This window comes from Paenibacillus nicotianae (assembly GCF_042681745.1).
In the GTDB taxonomy this organism is placed as follows: domain Bacteria; phylum Bacillota; class Bacilli; order Paenibacillales; family Paenibacillaceae; genus Saccharibacillus; species Saccharibacillus nicotianae.
The window spans coordinates 1-18,317 of the sequence record NZ_JBHUGF010000004.1 but is presented as its reverse complement, the minus strand read 5'-3'; the positions used below and the strand labels follow the sequence as shown (position 1 = coordinate 18,317).

The 18,317-nt window shown below is 40.4% G+C and carries 31 protein-coding genes; all 31 read left to right on the top strand.

Annotated elements, in window-relative coordinates; genetic code table 11:
- Nucleotides 1–2 precede the first annotated feature (2 nt).
- The 31 genes from rplP (at nucleotide 3) to ACFSGI_RS01995 (ending at nucleotide 18,013) form a co-directional block, all read left to right on the top strand.
- On the top strand, nucleotides 3–437 hold the full coding sequence (gene rplP / locus ACFSGI_RS02145) for a 50S ribosomal protein L16 (RefSeq protein ID WP_069328360.1): 435 nt from the start codon (nucleotides 3–5) through the stop codon (nucleotides 435–437).
- Nucleotides 427–627 carry a 50S ribosomal protein L29 gene (gene rpmC, locus ACFSGI_RS02140; protein WP_017815370.1) on the top strand — a complete coding sequence of 67 codons (201 nt, stop codon included), beginning with the start codon at nucleotides 427–429 and terminating at the stop codon, nucleotides 625–627. Before rplP ends, rpmC begins: the two co-directional genes overlap by 11 nt.
- A gap of 48 nt (nucleotides 628–675) precedes the next feature.
- The gene (rpsQ, locus tag ACFSGI_RS02135; protein WP_017815371.1) at nucleotides 676–939 is read left to right on the top strand and encodes a 30S ribosomal protein S17; all 264 of its coding nucleotides are present in this window, start codon (nucleotides 676–678) and stop codon (nucleotides 937–939) included.
- A 37-nt stretch (nucleotides 940–976) separates the two neighbouring features.
- On the top strand, nucleotides 977–1,345 hold the full coding sequence (rplN, locus tag ACFSGI_RS02130; protein ID WP_069328361.1) for a 50S ribosomal protein L14: 369 nt from the start codon (nucleotides 977–979) through the stop codon (nucleotides 1,343–1,345).
- Between the two features lie 56 nt (nucleotides 1,346–1,401).
- On the top strand, nucleotides 1,402–1,758 hold the full coding sequence (gene rplX, locus ACFSGI_RS02125; RefSeq protein ID WP_069328362.1) for a 50S ribosomal protein L24: 357 nt from the start codon (nucleotides 1,402–1,404) through the stop codon (nucleotides 1,756–1,758).
- A gap of 33 nt (nucleotides 1,759–1,791) precedes the next feature.
- Nucleotides 1,792–2,334, top strand: a complete 543-nt coding sequence (rplE, locus tag ACFSGI_RS02120) for a 50S ribosomal protein L5 (RefSeq protein ID WP_204827268.1) — start codon at nucleotides 1,792–1,794, stop codon at nucleotides 2,332–2,334.
- Between the two features lie 68 nt (nucleotides 2,335–2,402).
- Nucleotides 2,403–2,588 carry a type Z 30S ribosomal protein S14 gene (locus tag ACFSGI_RS02115; protein ID WP_037291562.1) on the top strand — a complete coding sequence of 62 codons (186 nt, stop codon included), beginning with the start codon at nucleotides 2,403–2,405 and terminating at the stop codon, nucleotides 2,586–2,588.
- Between the two features lie 32 nt (nucleotides 2,589–2,620).
- Nucleotides 2,621–3,019 (top strand): 30S ribosomal protein S8, encoded by a 399-nt coding sequence (gene rpsH, locus ACFSGI_RS02110; protein WP_069328364.1) that lies wholly within the window; start codon nucleotides 2,621–2,623, stop codon nucleotides 3,017–3,019.
- Between the two features lie 31 nt (nucleotides 3,020–3,050).
- The gene (gene rplF, locus ACFSGI_RS02105; protein WP_204827269.1) at nucleotides 3,051–3,593 is read left to right on the top strand and encodes a 50S ribosomal protein L6; all 543 of its coding nucleotides are present in this window, start codon (nucleotides 3,051–3,053) and stop codon (nucleotides 3,591–3,593) included.
- Between the two features lie 81 nt (nucleotides 3,594–3,674).
- Nucleotides 3,675–4,040: a 50S ribosomal protein L18 gene (rplR, locus tag ACFSGI_RS02100; protein WP_204827270.1), complete on the top strand. Its 366-nt coding sequence runs from the start codon at nucleotides 3,675–3,677 to the stop codon at nucleotides 4,038–4,040.
- A gap of 26 nt (nucleotides 4,041–4,066) precedes the next feature.
- Nucleotides 4,067–4,564, top strand: coding sequence for a 30S ribosomal protein S5 (gene rpsE / locus ACFSGI_RS02095; protein WP_069328367.1), 498 nt, complete (start codon nucleotides 4,067–4,069; stop codon nucleotides 4,562–4,564).
- A 12-nt stretch (nucleotides 4,565–4,576) separates the two neighbouring features.
- Nucleotides 4,577–4,762, top strand: coding sequence for a 50S ribosomal protein L30 (gene rpmD, locus ACFSGI_RS02090; protein WP_204827271.1), 186 nt, complete (start codon nucleotides 4,577–4,579; stop codon nucleotides 4,760–4,762).
- 45 nt (nucleotides 4,763–4,807) lie between these two features.
- Nucleotides 4,808–5,248 carry a 50S ribosomal protein L15 gene (gene rplO / locus ACFSGI_RS02085; protein ID WP_069328369.1) on the top strand — a complete coding sequence of 147 codons (441 nt, stop codon included), beginning with the start codon at nucleotides 4,808–4,810 and terminating at the stop codon, nucleotides 5,246–5,248.
- Entirely contained in the window at nucleotides 5,248–6,546 is a 1,299-nt protein-coding gene (secY, locus tag ACFSGI_RS02080; protein ID WP_204827272.1) for a preprotein translocase subunit SecY, read from the top strand. The genes rplO and secY overlap by 1 nt, the downstream gene beginning before the upstream one ends.
- Nucleotides 6,547–6,640: 94 nt before the next feature.
- Nucleotides 6,641–7,288, top strand: a complete 648-nt coding sequence (locus ACFSGI_RS02075) for an adenylate kinase (RefSeq protein WP_204827273.1) — start codon at nucleotides 6,641–6,643, stop codon at nucleotides 7,286–7,288.
- A gap of 5 nt (nucleotides 7,289–7,293) precedes the next feature.
- The gene (map, locus tag ACFSGI_RS02070; protein ID WP_204827274.1) at nucleotides 7,294–8,043 is read left to right on the top strand and encodes a type I methionyl aminopeptidase; all 750 of its coding nucleotides are present in this window, start codon (nucleotides 7,294–7,296) and stop codon (nucleotides 8,041–8,043) included.
- Nucleotides 8,044–8,072: 29 nt separating this feature from the next.
- Nucleotides 8,073–8,369, top strand: coding sequence for a KOW domain-containing RNA-binding protein (locus tag ACFSGI_RS02065; RefSeq protein ID WP_204827282.1), 297 nt, complete (start codon nucleotides 8,073–8,075; stop codon nucleotides 8,367–8,369).
- Between the two features lie 2 nt (nucleotides 8,370–8,371).
- Nucleotides 8,372–8,587 (top strand): translation initiation factor IF-1, encoded by a 216-nt coding sequence (gene infA / locus ACFSGI_RS02060; RefSeq protein ID WP_017815385.1) that lies wholly within the window; start codon nucleotides 8,372–8,374, stop codon nucleotides 8,585–8,587.
- 113 nt (nucleotides 8,588–8,700) lie between these two features.
- Nucleotides 8,701–8,814, top strand: coding sequence for a 50S ribosomal protein L36 (gene rpmJ, locus ACFSGI_RS02055; RefSeq protein WP_003333770.1), 114 nt, complete (start codon nucleotides 8,701–8,703; stop codon nucleotides 8,812–8,814).
- A 23-nt stretch (nucleotides 8,815–8,837) separates the two neighbouring features.
- Nucleotides 8,838–9,203, top strand: coding sequence for a 30S ribosomal protein S13 (rpsM, locus tag ACFSGI_RS02050; RefSeq protein ID WP_069328373.1), 366 nt, complete (start codon nucleotides 8,838–8,840; stop codon nucleotides 9,201–9,203).
- A 16-nt stretch (nucleotides 9,204–9,219) separates the two neighbouring features.
- Nucleotides 9,220–9,615 carry a 30S ribosomal protein S11 gene (gene rpsK, locus ACFSGI_RS02045; protein ID WP_017815387.1) on the top strand — a complete coding sequence of 132 codons (396 nt, stop codon included), beginning with the start codon at nucleotides 9,220–9,222 and terminating at the stop codon, nucleotides 9,613–9,615.
- A gap of 139 nt (nucleotides 9,616–9,754) precedes the next feature.
- On the top strand, nucleotides 9,755–10,699 hold the full coding sequence (locus ACFSGI_RS02040) for a DNA-directed RNA polymerase subunit alpha (RefSeq protein ID WP_069328374.1): 945 nt from the start codon (nucleotides 9,755–9,757) through the stop codon (nucleotides 10,697–10,699).
- Between the two features lie 35 nt (nucleotides 10,700–10,734).
- Nucleotides 10,735–11,100, top strand: coding sequence for a 50S ribosomal protein L17 (gene rplQ, locus ACFSGI_RS02035; RefSeq protein WP_069328375.1), 366 nt, complete (start codon nucleotides 10,735–10,737; stop codon nucleotides 11,098–11,100).
- A 144-nt stretch (nucleotides 11,101–11,244) separates the two neighbouring features.
- A complete protein-coding gene (gene truA / locus ACFSGI_RS02030; RefSeq protein ID WP_204827275.1) occupies nucleotides 11,245–12,024 on the top strand; it encodes a tRNA pseudouridine(38-40) synthase TruA in 780 nt (259 codons plus the stop codon).
- A 268-nt stretch (nucleotides 12,025–12,292) separates the two neighbouring features.
- Nucleotides 12,293–12,730, top strand: a complete 438-nt coding sequence (gene rplM / locus ACFSGI_RS02025; RefSeq protein ID WP_069328377.1) for a 50S ribosomal protein L13 — start codon at nucleotides 12,293–12,295, stop codon at nucleotides 12,728–12,730.
- 19 nt (nucleotides 12,731–12,749) lie between these two features.
- The gene (rpsI, locus tag ACFSGI_RS02020; protein WP_069328378.1) at nucleotides 12,750–13,142 is read left to right on the top strand and encodes a 30S ribosomal protein S9; all 393 of its coding nucleotides are present in this window, start codon (nucleotides 12,750–12,752) and stop codon (nucleotides 13,140–13,142) included.
- 362 nt (nucleotides 13,143–13,504) lie between these two features.
- On the top strand, nucleotides 13,505–14,197 hold the full coding sequence (locus ACFSGI_RS02015) for a phosphoadenylyl-sulfate reductase (RefSeq protein ID WP_204827276.1): 693 nt from the start codon (nucleotides 13,505–13,507) through the stop codon (nucleotides 14,195–14,197).
- Nucleotides 14,198–14,336: 139 nt separating this feature from the next.
- Nucleotides 14,337–15,506 (top strand): sulfate adenylyltransferase, encoded by a 1,170-nt coding sequence (gene sat / locus ACFSGI_RS02010; protein WP_204827277.1) that lies wholly within the window; start codon nucleotides 14,337–14,339, stop codon nucleotides 15,504–15,506.
- A gap of 256 nt (nucleotides 15,507–15,762) precedes the next feature.
- Nucleotides 15,763–16,872 carry an Mrp/NBP35 family ATP-binding protein gene (locus tag ACFSGI_RS02005; protein WP_204827278.1) on the top strand — a complete coding sequence of 370 codons (1,110 nt, stop codon included), beginning with the start codon at nucleotides 15,763–15,765 and terminating at the stop codon, nucleotides 16,870–16,872.
- A 114-nt stretch (nucleotides 16,873–16,986) separates the two neighbouring features.
- Complete coding sequence (locus ACFSGI_RS02000) at nucleotides 16,987–17,613, top strand: stage II sporulation protein M (RefSeq protein ID WP_204827279.1); 627 nt, start codon at nucleotides 16,987–16,989, stop codon at nucleotides 17,611–17,613.
- A gap of 169 nt (nucleotides 17,614–17,782) precedes the next feature.
- Complete coding sequence (locus tag ACFSGI_RS01995) at nucleotides 17,783–18,013, top strand: hypothetical protein (protein ID WP_069328383.1); 231 nt, start codon at nucleotides 17,783–17,785, stop codon at nucleotides 18,011–18,013.
- Nucleotides 18,014–18,317 lie beyond the last annotated feature (304 nt).

Sequence of the window (18,317 nt, the reverse complement as noted above, 5' to 3'; positions counted from 1 at the left end):
TCATGTTGGTACCAAAACGTGTAAAACACCGTAAACAACAACGCGGAAGCATGTCAGGTCGCGCTAAAGGCGGTACTGAATTGAACTTCGGAGAATTCGGTTTGCAAGCTACTGAGCCTTCTTGGATCACTAACCGTCAAATCGAAGCTGCTCGTATTGCTATGACTCGTTATATCAAACGTGGTGGTAAAGTATGGATCAAAATTTTCCCGGACAAGCCAATCACTCAAAAACCTCTTGAGGTTCGTATGGGTAGTGGTAAAGGTAACGTAGAAAAATGGGTTGCCGTTGTTAAACCAGGTAAAATTATGTTTGAACTTGCAGGTGTTTCTGAAGAGATCGCGCGTGAAGCTATGCGTCTTGCTTCTCACAAGTTGCCTGTAAAAACTAAGTTTGTGAAACGTGAAGAATTGGGTGGTGAAGCAAATGAAAGCTAATGAATTGCGCAACCTTACCACTGCTGAAATCGAGCAAAAGATTGCTGGTTTTAAAGAGGAACTCTTTAACCTGCGCTTTCAACTTGCTACCGGTCAATTGGATAACCCTACTCGTATCAGCGCTGTGCGTAAACAAATTGCACGTGCTAAAACAGTAGTTCGTGAAAGAGAACTTGGAATCACATCGTAATCCAATATTTGAGAGCTTAAATGCTATCAGCTAGGAAGGAGATTAACTATGAGCGAACGCAATGCCCGTAAAGTACAAGTAGGCAAAGTGGTCAGTGATAAAATGGATAAAACCATCGTTGTTGCTGTAGAAACTTATAAAAAGCATGACTTGTATCACAAACGTATTAAATATACGAAAAAATTCAAGGCTCATGATGAAAATAACACTGCTAAAATTGGTGATGTTGTTAAAATCATGGAGACACGTCCATTATCTAAAGATAAAAACTGGAGATTAGTGGAAGTTGTAGAAGAAGCAATCATCATTTGATGAATGATGCTAACCTGTCTGGAAGGAGGAACTAACAATGATTCAACCATTTACACGTTTGGCTGTAGCCGATAACTCTGGCGCAAAAGAACTTATGTGTATCCGCGTACTAGGTGGTACTGGACGTCGTACAGCTGCAATCGGCGATTTGATCGTTTGTTCTGTAAAACAAGCAACACCAGGCGGCGTTGTCAAAAAGGGTGATGTTGTAAGAGCGGTAATCGTTCGTACAAAGAGTTCCGTTCGTCGTAAAGACGGATCTTACATCGCATTTGATGAGAATGCAGCAGTAGTCGTTAAAGATGACAGAGGCCCTCGTGGTACTCGTATCTTTGGACCAGTTGCTCGTGAATTGCGTGATAAAGACTTCATGAAAATCGTTTCTTTGGCTCCGGAAGTTATCTAAACGATTGTAAGATATAAAGGCTATGGCCTGAAGTGAGTTATAGGAGGTGTACACAAATGGCGAAAGTGAAAAAAGTGTTGGAATCTCACAACCACAAACTACACGTGAAAAAAGATGATACGGTTCTTGTAATCAGCGGTAAAGACAAAGGTAAAAAAGGTCGCGTTATCGCAGCGTATCCTCGTGAAAACCGCGTGTTGGTTGAAGGCGTGAATATGATCACCAAACACCAAAAACCAACTCAACTGAATCCGCAAGGAGGACGTGTTGAGCAAGAAGCGCCGATCCACGTTTCGAACGTAATGCACGTTGATCCTAAGGACGGAAAAAAAGTAACCCGTATCGGTTACAAAACATTGGATAACGGCAAAAAAGTTCGCGTAGCTAAACGCTCCGGTGAAACAATCGACTAATACTAATTGTTACGGAAAGGAGGACCTTCCAAAATGGCAACAAGAATGAAAGAGCTTTACTTGAATGAGATCTCCCCGGCTTTGGTGCAAAAATTCAACTATACAACGGTAATGCAAGTACCGAAAGTTGAAAAAGTTGTTATCAACATGGGTGTAGGTGAAGCAGTATCGAACTCCAAAGTATTGGATTCTGCTGTTAACGATCTTCAATTGATTTCTGGTCAAAAACCAGTTATCACACGTGCTAAAAAATCTATCGCTGGATTTAAGCTTCGTGAAAACATGCCTATCGGTGTTAAAGTAACACTTCGTGGCGATCGTATGTACTATTTCTTGGATAAATTGTTCAACATCACACTTCCACGTGTACGTGACTTCCGCGGTGTTTCTTCTAAAGCATTTGACGGACGCGGTAACTACACACTGGGTTTGAAAGAGCAATTGATCTTCCCGGAAATCGAGTATGATAAAGTAGACAAAGTTCGTGGTATGGACATCGTTATCGTAACGACTGCTAAAACTGACGAAGAGTCTCGCGAATTGCTTACCCAATTGGGAATGCCTTTCGTAAAATAATTATTGAAATGTACAGGGTTCGTATATAAACCCTAGTTCTCCGAAAATATTAGGAGGTGTCAGGCTAAGTGGCTAAAACTTCAATGAAAGTTAAACAACAACGCACACCGAAGTTCAAAGTACGTGCATACACACGTTGCGAACGTTGTGGTCGTCCACACTCGGTATTGCAAAAGTTCAAAATTTGCAGAATTTGCTTCCGTGAATTGGCTCATAAAGGCCAGATCCCTGGTGTGAAAAAAGCAAGCTGGTAAACATTTGATTAAGGGGAAGGAGGTTTACACACATGACTATGTCAGATCCAATTGCTGATATGCTTACTCGTATTCGTAACGCCAACGTTGTGCGTCACGAAACAGTTGAAGTTCCTGCTTCTACGATGAAGAAGCAAATCGCTGATATCCTAAAACGCGAAGGTTTCATTCGTGATGCTGAAGTTGTTGAGGATAACAAACAAGGAATTATCCGTATTTTCTTGAAATACGGTCAAAATAACGAACGTGTAATTACTGGTTTGAAACGTATCAGTAAACCAGGACTTCGTGTTTACACGAAAAGCAATGAAATCCCTCGCGTACTAGGTGGACTGGGAATCGCTATCATCTCTACTTCTAAAGGGGTAGTAACTGATAAAGAAGCTCGTCAATCGAAAAGCGGCGGCGAAGTCGTTTGCTACGTTTGGTAATTAACGTCATATAATAAGGAGGTGCAACTCTATGTCTCGTATTGGCCGCAAACCAATCGAAGTACCAAGTGGTGTTGAAATTAACTTGGACAATACTCAAATTACGGTTAAAGGACCGAAAGGTACGCTTTCCCGTGAGCTTCATAAAGATATGAAAGTAAATATCGAAGAGAACGTGATCACAATCGAACGTCCTTCTGATAATAAGACTCATCGTTCCCTGCACGGCACTACTCGTAGTGTAGTAAGTAACATGGTGAGTGGAGTTACTACAGGTTTCTCCAAATCCCTAGAGCTAGTTGGTGTCGGATACCGCGCAAGCAAATCTGGCGACAAAATTGTTCTAAACGTGGGTTACTCTCATCCAGTAGAAATTTCTCCTGAACCAGGCATCGAGTTCGATGTGCCTACAAATACGAAAATCATCGTTAATGGAATCGATAAAGAGCGCGTAGGAGCTTACGCTGCTAAAATCCGTTCTGTACGTGAACCAGAACCATATAAAGGTAAAGGTATCAAGTATGAAGGCGAGCGTATTCTTCGTAAAGAAGGTAAAGCTGGTAAGAAAAAATAAGATAAAGGAATACGTTCCTTTACCTTATGCGTGTTGAAGTGAGCCTGTGAAGGCAACGTGAAAGGAGTGAAATGTACAGTCATGATTACAAAAGCAGATAAAAATAAAGCACGTCTGAAAAGACACCTACGTGTTCGTAAGAACATCACTGGTACTTCTCAACGTCCACGTTTGAACGTATTCCGTTCTGCTAAACATATCTACGCTCAATTGATCGATGACGTAGCGGGTGTAACTTTGGTTTCCGCTTCGACTCTTGATAAAGAACTTGCAGATATTAAAAACGGCGGTAGCGTAGAAGCTGCTACTAAAGTTGGCGAACTGGTTGCAAAACGTGCATCTGAAAAAGGGCACACAGCTGTTGTATTTGATCGCGGAGGCTACTTGTATCACGGACGGATTCAAGCCTTGGCAGATGCAGCTCGTGAAGCTGGTCTTCAATTCTAAAACATTGTAAAAAGGAGGTTAACGACTTGCGTATTGATCCAAACACTTTAGAGCTAACTGAAAGAGTTGTAAACATTAATCGTGTAGCTAAAGTAGTTAAGGGTGGACGTCGTTTCAGCTTTAGCGCACTTGTAGTAGTGGGCGATGGTAATGGTTGGGTAGGCGCTGGTATCGGTAAAGCCGGTGAAGTACCTGACGCTATCCGTAAAGGCATCGAAGATGCTAAGAAAAACTTGATTCATGTTCCGATCGTTGGAACAACAATTCCTCACCTTGTTACAGGTAAATTCGGAGCAGGACGTGTATTGTTGAAACCAGCATCCGAAGGTACTGGAGTTATTGCTGGTGGACCGGTTCGTGCTGTACTAGAACTTGCTGGTGTAGGCAATATCTTGACTAAATCTCTGGGTTCTTCGAATTCCATGAACATGGTTAACGCAACGTTGGAAGGCTTGTCTCGTTTGAAACGTGCTGAAGACGTGGCTAAACTGCGTGGAAAATCTATCGAAGAGTTGCTCGGTTAAGGAGGGAACCTCATGGCTAAATTGGAAATTACCCTCGTCCGTAGCGTGATCGGTCGTTCAGAGAAACAACGTACTACTGTTAAAACACTAGGACTACGTAAACTGAACCACTCAGTAGTTCAAAACGATAATGCTGCTATGCGCGGTATGATCAAACAAGTGCAACATTTAGTATCTGTAAAAGAAATCGAAGGTTAATTTTCAAAAAATTAACCTACTATCAATAAGGAGGTGCAACGAACGATGAAATTGCATGAGCTTTCACCAAGCCCAGGTTCACGCAAGGAACGCAAACGTGTAGGTCGCGGTCCAAGTAGTGGTACTGGTAAAACATCGGGTCGTGGTCACAAAGGACAAAACTCTCGTTCAGGCGGAGGAGTTCGTCCAGGATTTGAAGGCGGACAAAATCCATTGTATCGTCGTTTGCCTAAACGTGGATTTGTTAACCCTACTCGTAAAGAATATGCACTCGTAAACATCGAAGATTTAAACAGCTTTGCTGCTGATACAGAAGTAACTCCTACGTTCTTGATGGAACAGGGAATCGTTAAAAATGCAAGAAGTGGAATTAAAATTCTTGGTAATGGCGACATCACTGTGAAATTGACTGTAAAAGCGAATAAGTTCTCTCAATCTGCGGTAGAGAAAATCGAGGCTGCCGGCGGTAAAACCGAGGTGATCTAATGTTCAAGACCCTAAAGAATATATGGCGGGTTGAGGATCTTAGAAATCGGATTATCTTTACCTTGCTGGTGCTCATTGTCTACCGTATCGGTGCGTTTGTACCGGTTCCGGGTGTAGACAAAAGTGTTTTCCAGTCTGCTAACGCTCAAGGTAAAGAACTATTCGGTCTTCTAAATACTTTCTCAGGGGGAGCTTTGGGGCATTTCTCCATTTTTGCCCTTGGGATCATGCCGTATATCACTGCATCCATTATAGTTCAGTTATTATCAATGGATGTCATTCCGAAATTTGCGGAATGGGCCAAACAAGGGGAACACGGTAAAAAGAAACTGGCACAGATTACCCGGTATGGTACTGTTATTCTGGGTCTGATCCAAGCCTTTGGTACATCGATTGGTTTCAACCGTTTATACAATGCAGAAATGATTCCTAATGCTACTGCGGTAGATTACATCATTATTGCGATCGTATTAACGGCGGGTACATCATTCTTGATGTGGCTCGGGGAACAAATCACTGAAAAAGGAATCGGTAACGGTATTTCGATCATCATCTTCGCTGGTATTGTTGCAGCTATTCCACAGCATATCCGTGATATGGTTCAATCGGATTTCCTGCAACAAGGTCAGACGTTCTTTAATGTTGCGAAGTTAGCCATTGTTGTTATTGTCGTGATTTTCATCGTTGTCGGAGTTATCTTTATCCAACAGGGTATTCGTAAAATTCCAGTACAATATGCAAAACGCGTTGTAGGTAACAAAATGTATGGTGGACAGAATACACATATTCCGTTGAAAGTTAACTCAGCGGGTGTTATACCTGTTATCTTTGCCGTTTCATTGCTACAATTTCCGATTATTATAGCAAGCTTCTGGTCTACTCATCTCTGGGCGAAATGGATTACTCAGAATTTGTGGTATGACAAACCGCTTGGTATGGTGCTGTATGTTATAATGATCATAGGTTTTACTTTCTTCTATACATTTGTGCAAATGAATCCTACGCAAATGGCCGATAATATGAAAAAGAATGGTGGATATATCCCGGGTGTTCGTCCAGGTAAGCCAACGGCTACGTATTTGACTCGTGTTATGACTCGTTTGACCATGACAGGATCATTATTCCTTGCGGTTATCTCGGTATTGCCAGTATTCTTAGGAGCTATTTCAGGTTTGCCACAATCTGTGCAAATCGGTGGTACATCGCTTCTTATCGTTATTGGGGTTGCCCTTGACACGATGAAAACGATCGAAAGCCAGCTCATTAAACGCCATTACAAAGGTTTTATCAATAAATAGACGGCAGGTTCCGGCTGGAATAAGTCATGCTTGTTCACAACCGGCGCCTTTCGTGCTGTTCTTGCAGCATTAGTCTTAGGGGGAGTGACATTACGTGAACATCATATTCATGGGGCCTCCGGGAGCAGGAAAAGGAACACAAGCAGCTGTGATTGTGAAAGAGCTAGGTATTCCTCATATTTCTACAGGCGATGCATTTCGTCTAGCGATCAAACAGGAAACTCCAATTGGAGTAAAAGCCAAAGAATTCATAGATCAAGGTTTACTTGTACCGGATGACGTAACGAACGGAATCGTGGAAGAGCGTCTTGCTCAGCCCGATTGTAAAAAAGGTTTCTTGCTTGACGGTTTTCCAAGAACTTTAGCTCAAGCTGAAGCACTGGATAAAATGCTGGCAGCAATGGAGCGTAAGCTGGACCACGTGATCAATTTAAAAGTAGATCTCAACAAATTGCTTGTTCGGATTACCGGACGACGTATTTGCAAGACTTGTGGAGCTACTTACCATATTCAATTCAATCCGCCGAAGCAAGAAGGCGTATGTGACATTGATGGTGGTGAACTTTATCAACGTGCTGATGATAACGAAGAAAGTGTAGGAACGCGTCTGAATGAGTATCATACGAAAACAGAAGCGCCTCTTATTACTTACTACGGTGATCAAAAGTTGTTGAGAGAGATTGATGGCGATCAAAGTATTGATGCAGTATCTAAGGATATTGTTTCATTGCTAAGAGGTTAGGCAGAATGATCATTTGCAAATCCGAAACAGAACTAGGCTTTATGCGGGAAGCAGGGCGAATTGTAGCTGAGACGCATCGTCTAATCAAGCAAGCGATCGAGCCAGGTATTACGACCGAACACCTTGATCAGATTGCAGACCGTTATATTCGCAGTCAAAATGCCTTACCGTCATTCAAAGGATACAATGGTTTTCCTGCCAGCATTTGTGCTTCGGTTAATGAGCAATTAGTTCATGGATTCCCGAATAAACGCAAATTGCAAGAAGGCGACATCGTTACACTTGATATTGGAGCTGAGTACCGTGGTTATCATGGAGATTCTGCATGGACATATCCGGTAGGTCAGATCTCTGATGATGCAAAAAAACTTTTGGAAGTAACTGAAGGTTCTTTGTATGCAGGACTTGAACTGGTCAAGCCAGATGTACGCTTGTTTACAATATCGCATGCGATACAGCGTTTTATTGAAGATGCCGGTATGTCTGTTGTACGTGAATACGTAGGACATGGTATCGGAACGAAGCTGCACGAAGCACCTCAAATTCCTAATTATGGAGTTAAGGATCGCGGACCGAGGCTGAAGCCGGGAATGGTTCTGGCAATCGAGCCGATGGTAAATGCCGGCACGCAACATGTCAAAACGCTTGAAGACAAATGGACAGTAGTTACTGTTGATGGCTCATTATGTGCCCATTTTGAACATACAGTTGCGGTTACACCGGACGGTATGGAGATTTTCACAAAACTAAACTAAATGCGTAGGTGATTCTTGTGAAAACAACAATGAACCCGCAGGTCGGTCAAATTGTGAAAGTGTTAAAAGGTCAAGGAGCTCCTCAACCTGCTGTTATCATTGCAATACCGGATGAGAAGTTTGTTTATATCGCCGACGGGAACAAACGAAAGTTTGACCAGCCGAAGAAGAAGAATCTGCTTCATCTGGAGCTAATGCCGGTGATTAGCAGCGAAGTAGTAAACAGTTTGCAAGAAAGCGGTCGGGTCACGAACGGGAAATTGCGTTATGCAGTTACCAAGTTCTTGGAATCTGCCGAAAACAGTGTTGAACAGAAAGGAGACTGACTGTGGCCAAGGAAGATGTTATTGAGGTAGAAGGCGTGGTTCTTGAACCCTTGCCGAATGCAACGTTCAAAGTTGAATTAGAGAATGGTCATCAGATTCTCGCTCATGTTTCTGGAAAGCTACGGATGCACTTTATCCGTATTCTGACTGGAGATAAAGTAGTTGTACAATTGTCACCTTATGATTTGACAAAAGGTCGTATAACTTACCGCAAATAGACACTTTAACACTAATCTATGTTATAATAGATGTTTATGAAATCATTGCTTGTCAGCAGATACAATGATTACAAGTAAGTTTTACGGACGTAAAACTTGAGGAGGTAATTAGCATGAAGGTAAGACCTTCTGTAAAACCCATCTGCGAAAAATGCAAAGTCATTCGCCGCAAAGGGAATGTAATGGTTATTTGTGAGAATCCTAAACACAAACAAAAACAGGGATAATTATCTAGGGGGTGTAGCGTAAAATGGCACGTATAGCTGGCGTGGATTTACCACGTGATAAACGCGTTGAGATCGCCTTGACATATATTTTCGGAATCGGTAAAACGACTTCCCAGAAAATTCTGAGTGATACTGGTATTGACCTGAACACTCGTGTCCGCGATCTTACAGAAGATGAAGTAGGAAAATTGCGTGAAGTAATTGGTAGTACTAAAGTTGAAGGTGATCTTCGTCGTGAGATCTCTCTAAACATTAAACGTCTAATCGAAATCGGATGTTACCGTGGTGTTCGTCACCGTCGTGGATTGCCGGTTCGTGGACAACGTACTAAAACTAATGCTCGTACACGTAAAGGTCCTCGTCGTACAGTAGCGAACAAGAAGAAGTAAGGGAGGTTAAAGCACAATGGCTAAAGCTAAAAAAGTCGTACGTACAAAACGTCGTGACCGTAAAAATATTGAATCTGGCGTGGCGCACATCCGTTCCACGTTTAATAATACAATCGTTACAATTACGGATCCTCACGGTAACGCGATTTCCTGGGCTAGCTCAGGCGGTCTAGGTTTCAGAGGTTCTCGTAAGTCTACTCCATTCGCAGCGCAATTAGCAGCAGAAACAGCAGCTAAAGCAGCAATGGAACACGGTATGAAAGCCGTTGAGGTTATGGTTAAAGGTCCAGGAGCTGGACGCGAAGCAGCAATTCGTTCTTTGCAAGCAGCTGGTCTTGAAGTTAACCTAATCAAAGATGTAACGCCAATCCCGCATAACGGATGCCGTCCACCAAAACGTCGCCGCGTATAATTGAAGCATGTCTCTTTATTTTGTAGTATAATCCCCGGCAAAGGTAAAGATACATTTACCGGGTATACTACTGCATGTCTATTTGTAAGTATTCAGCGACAGTTTCACAGGAGCGACGTTTTGAAGGAGGGATATTGCAGTGATAGAAATCGAAAAGCCGAAAATTGAGACCGTAGATGTAAATGATGAAGGTAACTACGGTAAATTCATCATTGAACCGCTCGAACGTGGTTATGGCACAACACTTGGCAACTCACTTCGTAGAATTTTGTTATCTTCTCTTCCGGGAGCAGCAGTAACATCTGTTCAAATCGATGGTGTATTGCATGAGTTCTCAACGGTTCAAGGTGTGATGGAAGACGTTACAGAAATCATTCTGAACCTCAAGGCCCTTTCGCTTAAGATCCACTCTGATGAAGAAAAAGTGTTGGAGATTGATGCGGAAGGAGAAGGGGCGATCACTGCAGGAGATATCCGTGCAGACAGTGATGTTGAAATCCTGAATCCGGATCTTCATATCGCCACTTTAGCTCCAGGTTCTAGACTTCACATGCGTATTTTTGCAAATCGTGGTCGTGGCTATGTTGCTGCAGATAAGAATAAACGTGATGATCAACCAATTGGTGTCATTCCTGTAGATTCTATCTATACTCCGATTTCCCGCGTTAACTATGGCGTGGAAAATACTCGTGTAGGTCAAGTAACGAACTATGACAAGCTAACTATTGAAATTTGGACGGATGGCAGCATTCGACCAGAAGAAGCAGTTAGTCTGGGCGCTAAAATTTTGACTGAGCATTTGATGTTGTTTGTTGGTCTGACTGACGAAGCAAAAGATGCTGAAATCATGGTCGAAAAAGAGGAAGATAAAAAAGAGAAAGTGCTCGAGATGACTATTGAAGAGCTTGATCTCTCTGTACGTTCTTACAACTGCTTGAAACGTGCTGGTATTAATACCGTACAAGAGCTAACTACGAAATCCGAAGACGATATGATGAAAGTCCGTAACTTGGGCCGCAAATCGCTTGAGGAAGTTCAAGAGAAGCTTGAAGAATTGGGATTAGGACTTCGTCAAGAAGACTAATCATTTAATAGTGTAATGAAGGAGGGAAAAACAACATGGCATACCAAAAATTGGGTCGTAACTCCAGCGCTCGTAAAGCTTTGTTTCGTGACCTGGTAACTGACCTGTTCTTGTATGAGCGTATTCAAACGACTGAAGCTAAAGCGAAAGAAGTTCGTTCTATCGCTGAAAAATTGATCACCCTTTCTAAACGTGGAGATCTTCATGCTCGTCGTCAAGTAGCTGCTTATGTTCGTCGCGAGTCTCTCGATGGTGGACAAGATGCTATCCAAAAATTGTTTTCTGATTTAGCAACTCGCTATGCAGAGCGTCCAGGTGGATACACTCGTATTCTTAAATTAGGACCTCGTCGCGGCGATGCTGCACCTATGGTTTATCTTGAATTGGTAGACCGCGCGTAACACGCAGATGAGGAAAGGGTGGACAGGGTCAACAGATTCTGACAAAACCCTTTTTTTCTCTGTTTGGAACATGCAGTGTTTGAGGATAATGAGGGAGGGAGCTCCATTAGGGGCTCCCTTGCTTTGTATAAAAGGTGAGGATATATGAGGAATCTTTGTATGACTGTCAATTACGATGGAACGAGATATAACGGATTTCAGACCCAACCAGACGGAAATACGATTCAGGATCATTTAGAAAAAGCAATTGCTTCGATCATTGGAGAAAAACCAAAGATTCATGGCTCAGGTCGTACCGATGCGGGTGTACATGCGATCGGACAAGTATTTCATTTCTTGACTGAATCCACTGTCCCAGCAGAACGTTGGCCACTTGCTTTAAATGGTCGTTTGCCCAAAGATATTATTGTTACAAATGCGCGCGAGGTTCATTTGGACTTCCACTCACGGCGCTCAGCTAAACGAAAAACGTATCGATATACGATTAACGCTAATCAATATCCAGATGTTTTTCTAAGGCATATGCAATTACATCATCCAGGCAAACTGAATATTGGAGCAATGTGTGAAGCTCTTTCCTACTTTATTGGCACTTATGACTTCACAACGTTTGCTTCAAAACATTCCGAAAAGCAAAGTCATATCCGTACAATCTATGAGGCACGTTTGGAAGTAGATTATTCTATGACCCGTCCCAACACAAGAGACCAAGGTATTTTACACTTTTATATCACAGGCAGTGGATTTTTACAGCATATGGTACGTATTATTATAGGGACTCTGGTACAAGTGGGAGAAGGTAAACACGAACCGGAGGCTATTCCTAATATGATTGCTGCAGAGGATCGCAGTATGGCAGGACCTACGGCAGTTAGCAAAGCGCTAACGATGTGGGGGGTTCACTATAAGGAGTTTGATACATAGTAAAATTTCAAAGCAAATGCCTACGAAAATTTTTCTAGAAAAACTTCAAATAGTTCTTGCTTAACATGTTTTTATGCTGTAAAATAAAGTTTGTGTTTTCTTAAGGCTATCCCACAGCCCCATTAAGAATAACACCACCAAAAATTTTTAATCCATCACTTAATGACTATGTAACACTGTGTACTAACAACACTAATTCAAGAACGAAGATATATGAGAATATATTACAATGATATATTTTCAAAAGCACACTAAGGAGGAACTTTTCATGCGTACGACGTACATTGCGAAGCCAAGTGAAGTAGAACGCAATTGGCACATTATCGATGCTGAAGGCAAAACGCTTGGTCGTTTGGCTAGTGAAGCAGCTGCACTTATTCGCGGCAAACACAAACCACAATTTACCCCTCATGTAGACGGTGGAGATTTCGTTATCGTTATCAATGCTGACAAAATCCACTTGACTGGTAAAAAATTGCAAGACAAAAAATACTACCGTCACTCTATGCATCCAGGTGGTCTTAAAGTTACCACTGCTGATGAAATGCTTAAAAACAAACCTGAACGTGTAATCGAATTTGCAGTTCATGGTATGCTTCCAAAAACTCGTATGGGTAACCAAATGAAGTTAAGATTGAAAGCATATGCTGGCGTAGAACACCCACATGCAGCACAAAAACCGGAAGTTTACGAACTTCGCGGCTAATTAAAAGGAGGACAGTTTCATGGCACAAGTACAATACTATGGGACAGGTCGTCGTAAACATTCGGTAGCACGTGTTCGCCTTGTACCGGGTGAAGGACGCATTGTCATCAATAAACGCGACATCAATGAATATTTCGGTTTAGATACACTTAAACTGATCGTAAAACAACCACTTAACTTGACAGAAACAATCGGAAGCTACGATGTAATCGTATTGGCTCACGGTGGCGGTATTTCTGGTCAAGCAGGAGCAATCCGTCACGGTATTTCCCGTGCATTGCTTAAAGCTGATCCTGAACTTCGTGGATCTTTGAAAAAAGCTGGATTCCTGACTCGTGACCCTCGTATGAAAGAACGTAAAAAATACGGTCTTAAAGCAGCACGTCGCGCACCTCAGTTCTCCAAACGTTAATATTCCTTGTATATCAAGGATTGCAAAAGCCTCTTGCCAGAAATGGTGGGAGGCTTTTTTGTGTTTATATTTCAATGGAGGAGCATTTGACCACATGTTGACCAAAGATAATTTGTGTATAACCCTGTGCATAATGTAAATCGATGATAACAATGTAAACAAAGTTATTCTAGTTATAAAATATTGTGAATAACTTGTGATTAACTTTTAAAATCCTATTGAATCCTTACCCATTAAGTACTATAATATACATAATTCTTAGTTGTTTAGTCGGTTTTAAATTGTGAATAATAAATAGTAACTTGTCGAATGTACTTAAAACCAAAATGGGAAAATGAATTCCAAAGATGGGGGAATTAAATATGAATCTATTGGAAAAAGAAGAATTGGCTAGAGTGAAAGCGGAAGAATTAGAACATGCTACAGCAGAACAAGTCATTCGTTGGGCAGTAGATAATTTTGAGAGTCTTACTTTTGCTTGTAGTTTTGGAGCAGAAGACGTAGTTATTGTTGATATGTTACAAAATATCAGCCCGTCCACTGATATTTTCTATTTAGATACCGATTTTCATTTTAAAGAAACATACGAAACTCGTGATCGTATGATTGAACGGTATGGTTTGGAGTTTGTAAAAGTAGATCCTAAGCTAACACCGGAAGAACAAGCTGCTGCTCATGGAGAAGCTTTATGGACTGTCGATCCTAATGCTTGCTGCAATATTCGTAAAGTAGAACCTTTAACCCGGATATTATCTCAATACGATTCATGGATCACTGGTATTCGTCGAGATCAAGCTCCAACTCGTGCCAATGCTAAAAAAATAGAGTACGATTCCAAATTTGGGTTAATGAAGTTTAATCCGATTGCAGATTGGACTTCTGAAGATGTATGGAAGTATATTCGTGATAATGATATTATCTATAACCCTCTTCATGATCAACATTATCCTAGTATAGGGTGCGAACAGTGTACACGTCAGGTAATGCCTGGTGAAGACCCTCGTGCAGGACGCTGGGCCAATTCAGATAAAACAGAATGTGGATTGCACAAATAAACAAATTCACTTCATGATAAATATAAATAACATAAGCCGACCAAGTGATTTGCCTAACCATCTGGTCGGCTTCATGTATACTTAGCACAGATTGACAATACAACATACACATTTATGATAAGACAGGAGCGATTACAGAATGACAACAATTTTGCCACATGGTGGTCAATTGATTCAACGTATTATAAAAGAGGAAGATCGCGATCAGTTGTTAGCTCAAGCTCAGCAATGGAAACACATTCCTATCAATACATGGACTATATCTGATCTAGATCTTATAGGGGTAGGTGCTTTTTCTCCACTAGAAGGATTTATGGAAGAAAAGGATTACCACTCTGTTTTGGAAAATATGAGATTGTCTAATGGCACTGTATGGAGTATTCCTATTACTCTAGCTTTAGACGAATCTATAACATCCACGTTGCAAATTGGCGAACAGGTGGCTTTGGTAGGAGAACAAGATGGAGTGATCTACGGTACATTAGAAGTACGTAGTATATACAATGTAGATCAACAGCAAGAAGCTGTAAAAGTCTTTAAAACTGATGATCCCGAGCATCCAGGTGTGCAAAAATTGCTTAGTCGTTCTTCTATTTATGTTGGAGGACCTATTCAAGTATTAAAACGTCCTCAACCTGAAAAGTTTGGAGAATTTTATTTTGATCCAGAACAAACAAGACAAATTTTTGCAGATAAAGGGTGGAAAACAGTAGTAGGATTCCAAACACGTAATCCTGTTCATCGTGCTCATGAGTATATTCAAAAAAGCGCAATGGAAATTGTAGATGCTTTATTTCTAAATCCATTAGTAGGTGAAACCAAATCAGATGATGTTCCTGCGAATGTACGGATGCGAAGTTATTTAGTACTTTTGGAAAACTACTATCCAAAAGATCGAGCATTTTTAGGAGTATTTCCAGCAGCGATGCGTTATGCAGGCCCAAGAGAAGCGATATTCCATGCAATGGTTCGCAAAAATTATGGTTGTACACACTTTATTGTTGGTCGTGATCATGCCGGTGTAGGCGATTATTATGGAACATATGAAGCTCAAGAAATTTTTAATCATTTTACAGCAGAAGAATTAGGGATTACACCATTATTTTTTGAACATAGCTTTTTCTGTACCAAATGCGGTAATATGGCTTCTAGCAAAACCTGCCCGCATCCTAAAGAAAATCATTTAACTCTTTCAGGAACAAAAGTAAGAGCATTGTTAAGAGACGGTCAATGTCCTCCACCAGAATTCACACGTCCAGAAGTAGCAGAAGTGTTGATCGAAGGTATGGCAGAACATATCAACTCATAAATGTGAGAACGACAAAACCGTTTTACTTGGGTCATGTTATGATGATCTAGAGTAAAACGGTTTTTTAGTATATAGATAATTCAATCGGTATATAGAACGGTTGGAATAGATGCAGAAATATTTTATTTGTATTTTTACAGCGTACGATTCGCGAATCAATATTATAAAATGGTATAATACAACGGATTGCGTTATGATCTCATGGTTATCTTTATAACGGTATATTCAATCTAATCACATAAGGAGTGCACCTCATATGTTATCAAGAGACTATGTTTTGGAATTATTAAGTACTGTTACAGATCCACAGTATGATTTTCCTCTAGTAGAAATGCAATTTATTCGCGATATTATGATCAAAGATTCCAGAATTTCACTCACAGTAGTAGGAATTGAGTTAGGTCAAGAATATAAAGACGCTTTAGAGCAGTCGATTCGTTCAGCTCTCAAAATTGTAGAGCCTATTGATCTACATATTCGTTTCAGAGCGCCTTCTGAGCTTGAAATGGCTACAGTACGTCAATTACTCTCTCCAGACACAAAAGAAGCATTACCGCCTGAATCTGAGACTCACAAAGGTCATGCAGCAGGACTGGAGCAGCTCCCTATTATTCATGCTAACTCTGGTGTGCGTTTTATAGCTGTAGCGAGTGGTAAAGGCGGAGTAGGTAAATCTACTGTTACTGTCAATCTAGCAACTGCATTAGTGCGTCAAGGAAAAAGAGTAGGAATTATTGATGCTGATATCTACGGATTCAGTATTCCAGATATGATGGGAATAGAAGAAGGCCCTACGGTAGAAGAAGGGCGTATTCAACCGGTAGAGCGATTTGGAGTTCAAGTCATGTCGATGGGATTCTTTATAAGAGAAAACAACCCAGTGATATGGCGCGGACCGATGCTTGGCAAAATGCTTCGTCAGTTTTTTGCAGATGTAGATTGGGATCAGTTGGATTACATGTTGTTAGATCTTCCACCAGGAACAGGGGATGTAGCCCTGGATGTTCATCAAATTTTGCCACAAAGTAAAGAAATACTGGTAACCACTCCTCATGCAACAGCAGCATTTGTAGCAGCTCGCGCAGGTACTATGGCATTACAGACTGATCATGAAATTTTAGGCGTTGTCGAAAATATGTCTTATTACCAGGCAAGAGATGGACAAAGAGATTATGTATTTGGTAGAGGTGGCGGTGGACAACTTGCAGAAACTTTGCATACAGAACTACTTGCTCAAATTCCATTAGGTGCACCTGATAACTTACCAACAGATCCAGATTTCTCACCTTCTGTATACAAAGATGATAGTGAAATCGGGCAACTCTATAATGAGTTAGCTTTGAAAATTATCGAGAAACACAACTAGATCTTATATTAGATTACAATGAATATATAAAGAATAGATAGAGAGGAAGGAGCAGTATACCTTTCTCTTTATTTTTTATCTTTTTATCAAATGATATTACAAAGGAGTAAACTTATGGGTTCATTATTTTCGATTCGTACCTTTTGGCGTGACCTCAAATCCAACCGATCTATGCTTTTGGTTTCAACTGTTTTATTCGCAGTAGGAATTATAGCCGGTATCCTATTAGTTGAACCATTAGGTAATTATCTAAAAGAGCAATTACAACAATTGCAAATAGTTAAGCAACAACTTGATCAAGGACAACACGTAGAACTTAACTACTTTGTGTTTATCTTTTTAAACAATGCAATCAAAAGTATCCTTATCATTTATTTAGGATTCTTTATTGGTATTGTCCCTGTATTCTTTTTAGTTATGAATGGAATGATTATAGGATTTCTATTACGGACTTATGATATGCAAGGACAGGATGTTGTCACTTTAATAGTGAAAGGATTATTACCACATGGCATATTTGAAATTCCAGCTATTCTTATCGCAGCAGCTTATAGCTTAAAATTGGGCAAGTTAGTATTAGATAGTCTGACTACTTGGAATCCAGCAGGAAGATATCAACTCAAAATAGCCTGGAAACAATTTATGAGATCTACCATTACAGCTTCATTTTGGATTGTAATTATCCTTTTTATAGCAGCAATCATCGAGAGTACAATAACATTTTGGTTGATGCAAGCTTAGTTATTTACAAAAAACCACATACAAACAGTTACAAGTATGCCTAATTAGGTTAATTCATCACTATCCAGAAGGCTGTTATGTATTATAGTTCTAACAAGATTTATGAATCGATAGATAACAGCCGGATAGATATAAAAGTGAAGAGTTACAATTTAGGGAGGATATTTATATGCTTGGAATGTTATTAAACGATAAAGAATGTAAAGAGATGGCGTATGTATTACGGAAAGAGCTAGACGAAATGTTATTTGACCTGAGTGATCAACGGTTAAATCAAGATATACGTAAATCAATCGATAAAAGATATAAAACTATTTTTCAAATGTATGCACGCTTTGCACCGCAAAAAGAACTATCCAAATACGTACGAAATGGCCGTTACAAAGAGACGAATAATTAAATTATAAAAAACTATTGACGTAATCTATAAATATATGATAAATTAATTCTCGCACTGTTTTTAATGTTTTAAAGTGATGAACGCAATGAAAGAGATTAAACAATTTCAACATTGAATATCGCTTGAAAAAAAGATTGAAAAAAAGTGTTGACGAAATGAAATGAGCATGATATATTATAAGAGTTGCTGATGCGATAACGCGTCGGTGCACAAAAGCAAAATAACGAAATGTTTGATCTTTGAAAACTGAACAACGAGTGAGTAAATTAAAGGTCTTAGCCGACCTTTACAAAATAGAGAACTT

What these genes read in the sequence shown, in the direction of transcription:
- rpsM (WP_069328373.1), top strand. Translation starts at nt 8,838, where the DNA reads ATGGCACGTATAGCTGGCGTGGATTTACCACGTGATAAACGCGTTGAG.
- rpsI (WP_069328378.1), top strand. Translation starts at nt 12,750, where the DNA reads ATGGCACAAGTACAATACTATGGGACAGGTCGTCGTAAACATTCGGTA.
- rpsK (WP_017815387.1), top strand. Translation starts at nt 9,220, where the DNA reads ATGGCTAAAGCTAAAAAAGTCGTACGTACAAAACGTCGTGACCGTAAA.
- sat (WP_204827277.1), top strand. Translation starts at nt 14,337, where the DNA reads ATGACAACAATTTTGCCACATGGTGGTCAATTGATTCAACGTATTATA.
- map (WP_204827274.1), top strand. Translation starts at nt 7,294, where the DNA reads ATGATCATTTGCAAATCCGAAACAGAACTAGGCTTTATGCGGGAAGCA.
- rpmD (WP_204827271.1), top strand. Translation starts at nt 4,577, where the DNA reads ATGGCTAAATTGGAAATTACCCTCGTCCGTAGCGTGATCGGTCGTTCA.
- rpsH (WP_069328364.1), top strand. Translation starts at nt 2,621, where the DNA reads ATGACTATGTCAGATCCAATTGCTGATATGCTTACTCGTATTCGTAAC.
- rpmJ (WP_003333770.1), top strand. Translation starts at nt 8,701, where the DNA reads ATGAAGGTAAGACCTTCTGTAAAACCCATCTGCGAAAAATGCAAAGTC.
- truA (WP_204827275.1), top strand. Translation starts at nt 11,245, where the DNA reads ATGAGGAATCTTTGTATGACTGTCAATTACGATGGAACGAGATATAAC.
- ACFSGI_RS02005 (WP_204827278.1), top strand. Translation starts at nt 15,763, where the DNA reads ATGTTATCAAGAGACTATGTTTTGGAATTATTAAGTACTGTTACAGAT.
- rplO (WP_069328369.1), top strand. Translation starts at nt 4,808, where the DNA reads ATGAAATTGCATGAGCTTTCACCAAGCCCAGGTTCACGCAAGGAACGC.
- rplP (WP_069328360.1), top strand. Translation starts at nt 3, where the DNA reads ATGTTGGTACCAAAACGTGTAAAACACCGTAAACAACAACGCGGAAGC.
- ACFSGI_RS02065 (WP_204827282.1), top strand. Translation starts at nt 8,073, where the DNA reads ATGAACCCGCAGGTCGGTCAAATTGTGAAAGTGTTAAAAGGTCAAGGA.
- rplQ (WP_069328375.1), top strand. Translation starts at nt 10,735, where the DNA reads ATGGCATACCAAAAATTGGGTCGTAACTCCAGCGCTCGTAAAGCTTTG.
- rplE (WP_204827268.1), top strand. Translation starts at nt 1,792, where the DNA reads ATGGCAACAAGAATGAAAGAGCTTTACTTGAATGAGATCTCCCCGGCT.
- ACFSGI_RS02000 (WP_204827279.1), top strand. Translation starts at nt 16,987, where the DNA reads ATGGGTTCATTATTTTCGATTCGTACCTTTTGGCGTGACCTCAAATCC.
- rpmC (WP_017815370.1), top strand. Translation starts at nt 427, where the DNA reads ATGAAAGCTAATGAATTGCGCAACCTTACCACTGCTGAAATCGAGCAA.
- rplF (WP_204827269.1), top strand. Translation starts at nt 3,051, where the DNA reads ATGTCTCGTATTGGCCGCAAACCAATCGAAGTACCAAGTGGTGTTGAA.
- rplX (WP_069328362.1), top strand. Translation starts at nt 1,402, where the DNA reads ATGGCGAAAGTGAAAAAAGTGTTGGAATCTCACAACCACAAACTACAC.
- rplR (WP_204827270.1), top strand. Translation starts at nt 3,675, where the DNA reads ATGATTACAAAAGCAGATAAAAATAAAGCACGTCTGAAAAGACACCTA.
- ACFSGI_RS01995 (WP_069328383.1), top strand. Translation starts at nt 17,783, where the DNA reads ATGCTTGGAATGTTATTAAACGATAAAGAATGTAAAGAGATGGCGTAT.
- rplM (WP_069328377.1), top strand. Translation starts at nt 12,293, where the DNA reads ATGCGTACGACGTACATTGCGAAGCCAAGTGAAGTAGAACGCAATTGG.
- rplN (WP_069328361.1), top strand. Translation starts at nt 977, where the DNA reads ATGATTCAACCATTTACACGTTTGGCTGTAGCCGATAACTCTGGCGCA.
- ACFSGI_RS02015 (WP_204827276.1), top strand. Translation starts at nt 13,505, where the DNA reads ATGAATCTATTGGAAAAAGAAGAATTGGCTAGAGTGAAAGCGGAAGAA.
- rpsQ (WP_017815371.1), top strand. Translation starts at nt 676, where the DNA reads ATGAGCGAACGCAATGCCCGTAAAGTACAAGTAGGCAAAGTGGTCAGT.
- secY (WP_204827272.1), top strand. Translation starts at nt 5,248, where the DNA reads ATGTTCAAGACCCTAAAGAATATATGGCGGGTTGAGGATCTTAGAAAT.